General features: G+C 35.1%; 6 protein-coding genes. 5 read left to right on the top strand and 1 reads right to left on the bottom strand.

The window, feature by feature from the left end:
- Positions 1 to 42: 42 nt before the first annotated feature.
- Entirely contained in the window at positions 43 to 4,194 is a 4,152-nt protein-coding gene (locus HHU12_RS13495; RefSeq protein ID WP_169657271.1) for a hybrid sensor histidine kinase/response regulator transcription factor, read from the bottom strand.
- Positions 4,195 to 4,924: 730 nt separating this feature from the next.
- On the opposite strand from HHU12_RS13495, the gene HHU12_RS13490 reads away from it, so the two are divergent.
- From HHU12_RS13490 to HHU12_RS13470, 5 genes are all read left to right on the top strand, one after another.
- Complete coding sequence (locus HHU12_RS13490) at positions 4,925 to 8,035, top strand: SusC/RagA family TonB-linked outer membrane protein (RefSeq protein ID WP_169657270.1); 3,111 nt, start codon at positions 4,925 to 4,927, stop codon at positions 8,033 to 8,035.
- Positions 8,036 to 8,050: 15 nt separating this feature from the next.
- Positions 8,051 to 9,868 (top strand): RagB/SusD family nutrient uptake outer membrane protein, encoded by a 1,818-nt coding sequence (locus HHU12_RS13485; RefSeq protein ID WP_169657269.1) that lies wholly within the window; start codon positions 8,051 to 8,053, stop codon positions 9,866 to 9,868.
- Positions 9,869 to 9,881: 13 nt separating this feature from the next.
- The gene (locus HHU12_RS13480) at positions 9,882 to 11,960 is read left to right on the top strand and encodes a hypothetical protein (RefSeq protein ID WP_169657268.1); all 2,079 of its coding nucleotides are present in this window, start codon (positions 9,882 to 9,884) and stop codon (positions 11,958 to 11,960) included.
- Positions 11,961 to 12,414: 454 nt separating this feature from the next.
- Positions 12,415 to 12,618 carry a hypothetical protein gene (locus HHU12_RS13475; protein WP_169657267.1) on the top strand — a complete coding sequence of 68 codons (204 nt, stop codon included), beginning with the start codon at positions 12,415 to 12,417 and terminating at the stop codon, positions 12,616 to 12,618.
- 225 nt (positions 12,619 to 12,843) lie between these two features.
- Positions 12,844 to 13,659 (top strand): transglycosylase SLT domain-containing protein, encoded by an 816-nt coding sequence (locus HHU12_RS13470; RefSeq protein WP_169657266.1) that lies wholly within the window; start codon positions 12,844 to 12,846, stop codon positions 13,657 to 13,659.
- Positions 13,660 to 13,767: the final 108 nt, after the last annotated feature.

Genomic DNA, 13,767 nt, shown 5'->3' with positions numbered 1-13,767 from the left:
TTCGTACCTTCTTTATGAATAGGAAAAAAGCGGTGTTATAAACTAAGACTTCTCTTCCAAACTTTTCCCATATTTACTTGGCGAAACCCCATAGTATTCCTTAAACATTCTACTGAAGTGCGTACGGTTTTTAAAGCCCGTTCTAACACAAACTTCAGCCACAGGAAGGTTTTCTTGAACTAAAAATTCAGCCGCTTTTTTCAGTCGGTATACTTTCAATAACTCATAAGGAGTGTAGTTGGTGATGGCTTTCACTTTCTGGAAGAAGGTCGTTCTATTAAGGTAGAGACCTTTTGCGAAAACATTCATGTCAATATCTTCATTTTCAAGGTTTTCCTCAATCAGTTCATAGAATTTCTCAATGAAAATGGCATCGTCCTTATTCGTATTTTTCTTCTCTACTTCCACAGGGAAATCAATCTGAAAACGCTCTCTCAGTTGCTTTCTATTTTTCAATAACATCTGACTTGAAGCGATCAAATGTTTCATATCGAAAGGTTTAGAGATATAGAAATCTGCACCCACTTCTAGTCCTTTTACCTGATCATCTATCGAAGATCTTGAGGTAAGAAGAATGATAGGGATATGACTTGTTCTGATGTCGGTTTTTAATTTCATACAAAGTTCCAGGCCATTTAATTCAGGCATTAAAATATCACTGATAATCAGGTCAGGCCACTCATTTTCAAGTTTTTCTAGGCATTCTTTACCATTTACAAAACATGTTACATTGAAATATTCTGAGAGTACATCGCTTACAAACGTGCGAAGTTCTTCATTGTCTTCTACATAGAAAACGTTCAGTTCTTTCAGACTTTCATCCAGTAAATAACTTGGAAGTTCTAAAGTAGTTGGAAGGATTTTTTGTTTTTCTTCGTCTGTTTCATTACTCAAAATATCCTGAATTCTGTTTTCATTCAAGGCATCTTTAGCATTGACTTCCACAGGTAATGAAACAGAGAAAGTGGTCCCCTCATTCAATTCACTTTCAATACTGATTTTACCAAAATGCATTTCTACCAGACGCTTAGAGAATGCTAAACCAATACCTGACCCAATAGAGTAGGTGTTTGAATTTTCAGATTGATAATAGCGGTCAAAAACATAAGGGATTTGAGCTTCTTCAATACCGATACCCGAATCAATTACTTTAAAGAACAATGAAGTTTCATCATAACCGTATTTGATTTTGATGGTGTCACCTTTCTTCGTGAACTTAAATGCATTGTTCAATAAATTGTTGAGAACGATTTCTATTTTATAGCGATCTGCAGTGATAAACAGCTGATTAGCATCTCCTTCGATCTCCAATTGTTTTTCTTGTTTTTCTGCCAGAGACTCGAAATCCTTTTTGATATCCATGATCAAAGCAGTGAAATCAAAATTTTTGGATTTGAGTTTTAAAATAGACTGTTCTGCTTTATGGAAGTCCTGTACCTGATTGACCAACTGCAGCATCTTATTAGATTGTCTGTTGATTAGGTCAAGGTGTACAAAGGCATCTTTGTTTGAAGCAAACATTTTAAGAAGCATTTGTATAGGGCCAGTTATTAGAGTGATTGGTGTTCTGAATTCATGTGAAATATTCATGAAAATTCTCTCCTTCGTTTTGTTGAGTTCATCTACACGCAAACGTTCAATATGCTCTAGTTCCAGCTCATGTTTTAAGTGGGTGTGATTCAGCATAAAACGTATTACAATGTAAACAGTAATACAAAGAATAACGAAGTATAGGAAATAGGCAACCGATGTTTTCCAAAGTGGAGGCTTGATCTCAATTTTCAGTTTCATAGGTTCGGTCCATCGGTTTTTTGAGTTAGATGCCATTGCCTCTAACGTATATTTACCGGGTGCTAAACCATTGAAAGAGATGTTTTTGAAAGCCGAAGTTGTTTCTAACCATTCATCATCCTGAGGAAGTAAACGGTACTTTAATTTATAACTTGAAGGATAACTAGAGTAGTGCAACAATAATAATTCTATTGAGAATATATTCTCATCATACTGTAATACAATTTTCTCTTTTTGATCTAAGGGTTTGTCTAAAATCACTCGATTGTCAATAGTGTCATTCACATGAACGGTGGTATTGAGCAATACTAAATCCCCAAAACTGAAAGGAGGAATTGGCTTTTCGATTTCTGTTTTTGATGGATCGAAGTAACAAATACCATTACCTGCAGCAAATACAATCGTATTTTCATTTTGAAGGAAACCTACATTCTCAAAAGCATAGGCACGTACACCATCTTCGACTGTAAACCTTTTGAACACTTTTGTATTCATGTCAAAAAGATTCAAACCTTTATCCGTCGTTATCCACAACTTGTCATTTGCATCATAAATGATTTTCTTGACGATATTATTGTCCAAACCATCTTTCTCAGAATAGCAGTCGTATTTTAAGTTGTCTTTATAAACATCCTTAATGATACAAATACCTTTACCTTCTAAACCAACACAGATAGAACCGTTTGGCAATAAAATGATATTGGAAACGTGATTAGAAGGCAATGAATTTTTGGCATCAGCTTCATGTTTGTATTGGCTGATATTCATTTCATCAAGAGATTGTTCTTTGCGGTTATCGATTCTTAGCAAACCATTTAATGTAGTTCCTACCCAAACTGTATTATTGAGCGAATCCATCATTAAAGTTTTAAATTGATTGGCTTCAGAGAGCTGAATATTAGGATTGCTATCCAATTTATCACCGCCTTTTATAATACCTTTAGGTGACATTTTAAAGCGGAATAGACCGTTGTTGGTCGCAACCCAATAAAAACCATTTTCATCTATATTCACTTGAATCAACTTAGAGTAAGTAAGTCGTGGCATTTCTTCCGACTGTATACGATGCCATTTCTTTTTCTCATCAGGAGATTGATAAAACCAGCTTCCTCTCTCTTTTGTAAATCTAAGCCACTTACCACCTTGATTATCTTTCACCACAGCAGACCAGGTTTCAGGCACTGGAATTTCATTAAATTCTTCAGGTAGCTTTTCAATTTTTCCTTCTTTTAGGTTGAAATAGACAAGACCTCTTAAATAGGAACTCAATAAAATATGATCCTCATCCCAAACACATCCTTCTAAAATCTTATTATTAAAATGTCTTCCTCTTAGTTCAGCAGTGTTTAAGTCGGCATATTTAAAAGGAGAAGCTATTTTATCAAATGAATAAAGACCATTGCTCAAAGAACTGATCCATATTTCGTTATCATTATTACTCGAAAGAATATCGCTCACTCTACCAATATCAAAGTAACGAATGGCTTTATTTCTTCTAAACCTCGCTTTTTCTTTCAGACGGCTTGGATTTTTAATTAAGGCACAACCTTTAGATAGCAAACCACACCAAAGGTTATTATTGTCATCCATGTCTAAGTGAAGGAAACGTGCATTCTGAAAGAATTTTTTAATATAATGAAATTGATATTTCCCATTGATCAGGTTCGTTTTAATCAAACTGATACCATTATATTCAGCCAAAAAGATATTGTTATTATCATCTATAGTGATCCCTTTTGAAGAAGAAATTTTATCTTTTAGAATATAATCATGTTCATCCGTAATGGAATTATAGGCAATGAGCCCTTTAGCTGTAGAAACTAAAATAACATCCTCGCCCAGTGGCATTGCATCAAAAACATAACGGAATGATTTGTCTTTTACCTCTATATGATGCACCCTTTCTAGCTGATAGTTTTCTTTATTGAAAAACAATAAACCATCATACTCTGTGATACAAACAATGTGGTTTTTCAAAGGAATGATTTTAGCAACTACACAAGGTCGGTCCGAGTGATTTGAAATCTTATCCGTCGGGATGGTTTCAAAGCGTTGTTGATCATAAAAATAAACATTGAGACCATTTTCGGTACCTACCCAGATATTATTTTTCTTATCCTGATACAGTGACCTGATTTTATTGTCGCTTAATATCTTCTTGAAATCAGAATTTCTATGATTTTGGAATTCATATCCATTATATCGGTCCAATCCATTATAAGAACCGAGCCATATTAGACCTTTATGATCTTTTAGTAAAGCGGTCACACCGTAATGTGAAACACCATCATTAATACTATAATTGATTAATCCGTTATTGGAGGTATTAGTTTTTTGAGCCCTTACGTTTATATGTGAAAATATTAGTAGTAAAAACAGTTGAATAATGTAAATTTTTCTCATGTGTACGGTCTTATTGGGACAAAATCTATTAAAAGATGACCCAACTCATATTAAAAAAAATTAGATAAGTTTAAAAAATGCTCTACCATAAATGTAAAAAATACATTATTTTTACCAAAGCTTTTAAGCGTTTATTTTTTTTAAATCACTGCATTTTTTTGAAAATGAAATTACATAAGATAAATACAATATTTACCCATTTATTATAAATCTTAATAATTGTGAAAATAGGTCGTATTTTTTTATACTTGTGTGCTATTATCACATCACTTTTTAACACATACTTTTTTTTAAACGATTATTATCTAGCTTAACCACTTTATTTATATGGAATATATTTACTTATTAAAACGAACATTATCAGTAGTTTATTCATGTGTTTTACTTCAAAAAACATTTTTTTGATTGATAGTCACCTTCAAATTTTGTTCTCTATCTACCTTTAGGTTGTTGTTTAGCACAAGCCATGAATTTTTAGTTTGATTTTTCAACTTCAAACGTAGCTTGTAAAGGCAACAGGTTAGAAAAACAATATTGAGTTATTCTAATTGATGTGGCCAACTCAAAATTTTTTAGATATACTAGTTAAAAAAAGAATGCTCTATTTATTGTATCTAATCGAAGGTGAAATGAATTGTAACAAAATAATTGAAAGTCTATAAGAGATCTTACAATTATGGTACAAGAACGTAGTTCGGGTACTTAAAGTAATTTATTAATGAAATGTAACATGAATACTTACTTGTCTAACTTATTCTCTGATAGGAGTATACTATTGATTGCACTGCTGTCTATCCTAATTATTACTAATGATACTTTAGCACAGGACAGAGTACTTAATGGTAAAGTGTTAGGTGCAGATGATAATCTGCCTTTGCCTGGCGTGAACATTATGGTACAAGGAACCAAGCAGGGAACCGTCTCCGATTTTGACGGTAAATTCTCTATTTTGGTCAACGAGGGAGATGTTTTGGTTTTTTCTTTTATTGGAATGAAACCTAAAACATTCAATGTGAATTCAGAATCGACAGTCACAGTTTTGATGGAAAGTGATGTAGAGTTGCTTGACGAGGTAGTGAAGATTGGTTATGGAGAACAAAAGAAAAAGGAGATTTCAGGTGCTGTAGCCCATGTAAAATCCGAAACGCTTGAAAACTTTGTAACTTCAGATATTGGAGATGCCTTACAAGGTCAAATTGCTGGTGTAAGTGTCACTTCAGCTTCAGGTTCTCCTGGTGAAGGGTCAGTGATTCAGATCAGGGGTGTGAGTACAGTATCTAATGTAGAAGGGGCCAACCAACCGTTATACGTTGTTGACGGAATTCCTCAGAATGAAGATCCTCGATTAGCACCTAACGAAATTGCGTCCATTGATATCTTAAAAGATTTAGCGTCATGTGCGGTTTATGGTACAAGAGGTGCAAATGGTGTGATCTTGATTACTACTAAGACGGGTAATCAAGGTAAATTAAAAGTGTCTGTGGATGGTAATTATGGTGTGAGACAAATCACATCAAATACGGCAGTGATGAATTCTCAACAGCAAGCTTACTTTGATATCTTAGAGCAAAGAGCTTTGAATCCGGGTATTTCAGATGATGAAATCAACATGTTTATCCAAAGAAATAAAAACAATTTCTTGAATGATAATAACCTAGATGACCTTGTATTTGTAGATTACGCACCAACACAGCAATACAACTTAAACATCACTGGTGGTTCTAGTTCTGGATTTACTTACAATCTTACGGGTGGTTATTATAATCAAGAAGGTAGTGTGATCAACTCATCTTTTGATCGTTTCAATTTACGTGGTGGTTCAAGTTATAAGTCAAAAAAATGGACTATCACTTCTTCAATTGCTATCTCTACAGAAGAAAGACAAAGACCATCAGGTAACTTACTTACACAGACAATCCGTTATAAGCCTTACATGGCTCCTGTAGATCCAAACAAAGACGTATACGCTGGTGCATCTGATCAAGAGGCAGTACAAGCTAACTTCTTATACCAATCTTTGTATTTCCAAGATATAGAAGACAGAGATCGTTTATCAGGTAACGTAAGTGTAAAATACGAATTCACAGACTGGTTATCATTTACAACAAACGGTGGTGGTAATATTTTGAATAGAAACCGCTCTCGCTTCAATCCTTATTTCAAAATTGTAAATGAAAATACAGGAAAAGAATTCTCTGACCCTAACAACTCTTATTACTCAGAACAAACAGAACGCAGTACATCTTTTAGCTGGGATGGTAGATTCTATTTCCATAAAAAATGGGGAGATCATAACTTCTCTGCCTTATTAGGTGGTTCTGTTGAGCAATATGGTGGACAAGGTCATACGGTACAAAGAAGAGGTATTGTAGACAACAATAAACCCGGTTTTGGATCAGCAACTTTAGAGACTTCAGTAATTCCAGGTTTCAATTATGTGTACAAATTGATTGGTACAATTGGTCGTTTGCAGTATGATTACAAAGGAAAGTACTTGGTATCGTTAAGTGGTAACTACAACGGTAACTCGAAGTTTGCTGAAAATAATAAATTCAAGTTTTTCCCATCAGCTTCAGTAGCATGGAATGTAGCAGAAGAAGGATTCTTTGAAGGGGCTAGAGAAACAATGAATATCTTTAAAATCAGAGCTTCTCATGGTAATGTAGGTGGTCAGTCATTCAGGCCTTACTCAGACTTGCCAACGATCAGAAGAGGTTATGATTATGATTTCAATGGAAAGATTTACTCAGGTGCAGCACAAGCCGCTTTTGCCAACCCTAATGTACAGTGGGAAACTTCTATTCAGAACAACATTGGTGTAGACATGGCATTCTGGGGCAATCGCCTAACATTCAACGCTGACGTTTATCATACTACGAAACAAGATATGTTATTCCCAATTGAAGTGCCTTCATCAGCAGGTACAGCAACAGGTGGAAACAATGATAAATTGGTGACATTGAATGTCGGTAACATGATCAATAAAGGTTATGAACTGGCATTGGGTTACAGAGGAAGAGTGAAGAATTTGAACTGGAATATAACAGGTACTTTCTCTAGCAACTACAATGAGATCACGAATATGAATACAGAAGATTTTGTTTACACTGCCGATCAAGGTTTGATTTGGGGTGCTGTGAACCAATCAAGAGCTACTGTATTTGCAAAAGGATATGAGGCTGGAGCATTCTTCCTTTATAAAACGGATGGAGTGATTAAAACAGCAGAGCAATTAGATCAATACCAACAAGTGAATCCTGCCGCTAAAATGGGCGACTTAATGATTCGTGATACAAACGGTGATGGTCAGATTACTGAAGCAGATAAAGTGTATGCTGGTAGTGGTTTGCCACAGTTTGAAACTGGTTTTATTGTCAGCCTTCGTTATAAAAACTGGGACTTTATGATGAACTGGTACGCTGCAATCGGGCACGAAATCATGAACGGTAGTAAATTGATGGCGTATTCAGAAGGTAGACACCGTGATCAAATTCATACTTGGTCACCGGATAACCCAACGTCTGACATCCCTGCTTACAGAGGTGATTTGAAACAAGGTACAACCAACTTTAGAGGTGATACAGACCTTTGGGTAGAGGATGGTTCATACTTAAGATTGAAAAACATCACTTTAGGTTATAGTCTTCCAAAAAGATTGATGAAGAAGGCTAAAATTGATCAATTCAGAATTTACGTGAGAGCACAAAACGCATTGACATTCACAAATTACACAGGTTATGATCCTGAAGTTGGTGGTAACGGTGTGTCTTCAAGAGGTTTAGATAAAGGTAATTATCCAATTACTGCATTGTACTCAACAGGTTTCCAATTAAAATTCTAAACAACACTGACAACTATGAATTACTTATCAAAAAACATCGTAAGATGTATAATAATATTAGTTAGTTTCTTTGGCCTAACATCATGTAATGATTATTTGACAGAGATCAACCCCAATGAAACGACAATCAAAGACTTTTATAAAAGCTTGGATGATTCTGATGCAGGTCTGACTGCGGTTTACGCTTCTATGATGAACCACTATATGTGGAACTTTGGAGAGGAGGCGTGCCGTTCAGACTTAGGTTATCCTGGTATGGACCGTCCAACTCCCACAAGTAAATTACTCACTTATTATCAGCATACTTATACTGAAACAAGTGATGAGATCAATAAAAAATGGGCAGCCCTTTACAATGGTATTTTCAAAGCCAATCAGGTGATCCATGGATTACAATTTGAATCAATGTCTGAGTTTAGAGATGATCCACGCTGGGCTTTACAAATGGCTGAAGCGAGATTCTTTAGAGGATTATTCCATTTCTATGCACACCAAGCATTCAACAATGGTGAAGTGATTATTAGAGATACATGGGTTGATGCCAATGATATGTATAAGAAAGTTTCTTCAGCAGATTCAGTTCTGAAATTTGTAAGAGAAGACCTTCATTATGCTTATGCCAACCTTCCTGCTAAGCATGACGCTTCTGATATTAGCGGTACAGCAAGAGCTACAAAAGGGACAGCGGCAATGATTTTGGCCAATTCTTTCTTATTTGATTTTGTAGAAGGAACGAATTATGATTCTGCAGCTTATTATTATTCTGATGTGATTTATAATGGGGAATATGGATATGCATTGGAGACAGATATTAGTAAAATCTTCACCACTGCAGGTGCTTATAATAAAGAATCAATCCTTGAAGTTGCTTATTCAAATGAGGTAAGAACAGACCTTAACAACTGGGACGAAATCAATGGACAAAACAGATGGGCAGCAATCTTTTCACCTCAAACATTTGGAGGAAACAGACAAGCTATTCCTGTAGGTTGGATTGCTTATGCTTATAAAACGGAAAAAACGGATCCACAGGACGGTAGAAATACGGTTGAGATAGAAGGTGCCACTTATCAAAGAAACCTTTCTATGAGAGCTTCAGCAATGATGGCATTGGCAGAAGACGATCTTACACCTTACTATCAAAATGGTTCTGTATCAGAAGCTGATCCGTTTAGAGCAGGTGGTGCTCGTTCTCCAGAATTTGCATACTACAAGCAGTTCAGTAACTATGATATTTTAGATACTGAGAGAAACCTTCCATTAGGTAATCAAAGATCGGCTAAAAACGTAGTGATCAACAGATTGTCAGAAGCGTATTTGAATTTGGCAGAATGTAAAATCAAAATGGGTCAAGTGAATGAAGCCATTTCATTGATCAATAAAGTGAGAGAACGTTGGGGTTTGGAGTTGATTGGTTCACCGGTTGATGGTTCAAAAACATACGATGGTGTGACTTACAATGCAACTTCATTAATGGATCATTTGATGTATGTTGAAAAACCATTAGAGCTATCTGTAGAAGGACACATGACAAGATGGATTGACTTAAGAAGATGGGGAATTATTCAAGAAAACTTCCAGCGTATTTCGAGTCAAAACTACTGGGTAATCCACTTCAAAGATGCTAGAACTTACTCTAAGAAAACACTTTGGAACAGTAGTATTATCCCTGGTGGAGATACACACCCATTCCCAGATAAGGAGTTTACAGCAAGACCAAATTACAAGATTGTAGATGGAGAAGCGGCTTTGATGAATTTCATTCCTTCATTGCATGAATTCTATCCAATTCCTACATCAGAGTTATCAACGAATCCAGGTGTTAAAGGCTAAACTGAAGAGAATCATGAAAGATACATATAAATTAGTTGCACTCTTTTTAATTGGCATTCTTGGTTTTACATCATGTCAGAAAGAGGACGAAATTGCAGACGATCAAAAAGTAAGAGCAGTCTCTTGGGCCATTAGTGAGGAGCACAAAGACACATTGGAAATTTCGATCAACGATTATATTTCATTTATGGATGCTTCACAAGGAGTGTTATTCCATGAGTGGACAATCGGTGAGGAATCCAATTACCTTACAGGAGATTTCAGTAAAGGAGAAGAAGATTTTACTCCATTTATTGATACTTCTAAAGGCTTAAAAACAGAGGATGCTACGGTTCATGTCTATTTCCCGAATGCTGGTGTTCATCAAGTAAAATTATACAATTCTTATGATAAGAAGGTGACACATAATGGAGCACTTAGAAAACTAGAGGCGGTAGAAATGGCAGATCAGCCAGGTATTTGGGTGATTGATACAACGTTTAATGTGGAAGTATATGCGAATGTTCAACCTGCATTTTACGTATTGAAAAACCATACTGATACAGTACTTTTTGTGTCAGCAGATCAAGAAGTAGATGGTGCGGATGATTCTGAATGGCCTACACTAGACCTTATTGCAAGTGAAGACGTACTGACTTTTGTTGATACAACGACAGTAGGTAAACCAACAGATACAGAGTGGACTTTGAGTTACTTAGAGGAAACAAGCAAAGAAAGAGCTTTTGAAGTAGTTCCAATGAAAACGGGGCAGGGTAGAGCTGGAGCGATGAAGTCGATCCGTCAAGGTTCTTCTCAAGCTTTATCACAAACTGTTCAAAAGACAATTCCATTAAAGCTGAATATCAAAGCACCTGAAGTAAGACCACAATATGAAGTTTACAAAGGAGAAACATTGTTATTTGCTTACAATGATGGAGACGAAATTCCTTCCAATCCTGCTGATTGGACAAAAATTTCCATCAAAGTCAATGAATCACTTACGTTCGTAGACAATACGGAAAGAGGTTTAACAAACGAAAAAGTTTGGACTTTGAACAACACGGTAGAAGAAACCTACACAACAGAATCAGCGGAAGCTCAATACCCAACAATTGCAATGGCATTTGAAGCAGGTACATTCAAGTCAATCCGTAAAGGAGTTGCAGGTATGCCAGATGCAGAGGTTGAAGTAAAAATACCACTATTGATTTCAGTAGATGAGGCATTATTGAAAACATCAGCATTAATTGAAGGCTCATCAAAAATCATCTCTTTTGAAACTTCAATCCAAGTTACATCAGTTGGAGCTGACGCAACAAGTCACTTCACAGCACATATCACCAACCCGAACGGTTACAACAGCCCTTCATCAATCTCAGCGATTGCGATTGATCCAAATAACAGTCAAATTATCTTCTTAACAGTAGGTGAAACGACTTACAATTCAGATGAAATCACAATTGCTTATGACGGTATGGGTGACATTGTTTCAGCATCAGGTAATCAACTAGAAGCTTTTGAAGAAGAAAAAGTGGTGATGTACAACCTTTCTGAAAATGAGTTTGAAGATCCAGATATGATCAGTGTAGAATTAGAGACAACATCATTAGGTAACGCCAATGCATTAGGCTGGTACCAAGATGGCGGTCAAGAAACTGAGAAGAAAAAATGGCTGAGATCTACCACTTACGCTTCACACGGAGATGCAAGTATGTCTTTCATAAGTGATGACCGTACAATTGAGACTTCCACTTTATTCTCAATCCACAACATTCACGCAGGTAAAACATGGGCAAATGGTATGAAAAACCCTCCAGGAGATTATTTACTAACCTTTGATATCTTTATCCCAGAAGGCGTAGCTTTCACAAGCGGTCTGATCACAGGTTTCCAAGATACATCCCTTGAAGGAGGAGATAAAAGCGAATACACTCCAGACCTTTCCAATGTGGAGAAAGGTAAATGGGTAACAATCAAACAAATTGTAAGCTTCGATCAACAAGGAGCAAGAAGACAATTAGTATTGAAAGTTGTGGACCCAGTACCAGCCACAGGTGCTTTAGAGTTCTATTTGGATAACTTCAGCTGTATCTCAATTGAAGCAAGACCTTAGAAATAGGATTTTAAATAAGTACTAAGTCAAAAATAAATCATAGTTAATTCTAATTTATTTTTTATGAGTACAACGCTAAAAAACGTATTAATAGTGGTTCTATTGAAAGTTTTTTGAAGGAAGTAATCGCAAAATAATAAATAGAATTAGTATTAGATAATTTTGAATTTGTACTTAAGTAGTAATATGTTCCAACCACCCCTAATTTTGTGATGAAGGGGTGGTTTTTTGTTTTGCTAAAAATGTACAAATACTTTCCAAAAACAATCTCCATTTCTTTTCATTAGATTTAAAAAAAGTCTATTTTTATAATAGCAATAAAAAAAGATATGAGAACTAGAAAACACGCAGTGTATTAAGTTAGCGATTTTGCTAACGTCTAAATACACTAAGATGAAAATAGACAAAGCCACTCTATTTTATTTTGATACGCTTAATGACTTTAAGTCATCAAATGAAGATTTTATCAATCTTTATCCACCAAAAAAATACAAAGCACATGGATGTCTTTGCAGTAGTTGTAGATTACAAAAAAGATATTCAAGTAGCAAGAGTAAGAAATTTTGGAAAAGATGGGGTAATAAGCATATCAGAAGAAGTAAGTGGGGAAGAGGCATTACTTGGGCATAGTTTATATGTGCAAATGTTACTTATTTAATAAGAGAGAAAGGAGCAGAAGTTATTATTTTGATATAACTTCTGCTCTTGTTTTTTATACGGATTTTTGGGAAAACAGTTTATGCCTGAGTATTTATTGAATGAAATACAGGATAAACATTATTGTTGAGATCGTAAGTTCTAATATAAATTGAGGAAATAACAATTTGTTTTCATAATGTTATAAATTAGCATATTGAATTAAAAAAATATTAAAGTGATCATCGTGCAGACTAAATTATCTTCTTTACTAATCATCCTACTTTTGACATTTCAGAGTATTGCTTCTTTTGCTCAGATACCTAATAGTTTTGTGCTTTTAGGTTCAAATGTTGAGCTAACAACAAAAGGAAAAGCAAAGGTTTTATTAAAATACAACTCATTGAAAAGAGATGAGAGCAATTATAGACTTCTTAAAGCAAGATGCGTAAAGTATTTTCCAGCAATAGAGAGTGAGCTTAAAAAACAAGGTGTCCCCGCTGAATTTGTCTTTTTACCTTTACTAGAATCCCAATTGGATGGTGAAGCGACGTCAAATGCGACTCCGCCAGCTGTCGGTTTTTGGCAACTGAAAAGTTTTACAGCCGAAGATAAAGGGTTGATTATTAACAATAAAATTGATGAAAGAAAGGATATTCGAAAATCTTCTATGGCTGGAGCTCTTTATCTATCAAAGAATAATTATTATTTAAGCAGTTGGTTTTACACGTTAATTTCCTACCATGATGGTCTTTCAGGTGCTAAAAGTTTCATTAAGAAAAATAAGCTTAATTATTTTTCTCAAGTGGTAATTGATGAAAACACTCACCCGTATGTGATACATTTTATCAGTTACTATTTTGCATTTAAGGACGTTTTAAAGAAACAACCAAAATCAATTACAAAGATATCTAATGCTCAACTAGAATATGATAAAGCACTAAATCAAAGAAAAATTAAAAACTATGATGAAAGTATCAATTTGCTTGTCAAAGTTATTGAGAAATATTGTAATGTCCTGAAAAAACGATACAGTTTTTTTAGTGAATTAATTTCGATATAAGACTCAATAATTTTAAGAATTATTGGGTCTTTTTTTATGGGTAACCTTCAGTTTTTTTCTTTTCGCTACCGCGGGTTCCTCAAATTTATCGATGCAAAATTGATTCGC

Source organism: Flammeovirga aprica JL-4 (assembly GCF_012844305.1).
Classification (GTDB): Bacteria; Bacteroidota; Bacteroidia; order Cytophagales; family Flammeovirgaceae; genus Flammeovirga; species Flammeovirga aprica.
This window is presented reverse-complemented; position numbering and strand designations above follow the sequence as displayed.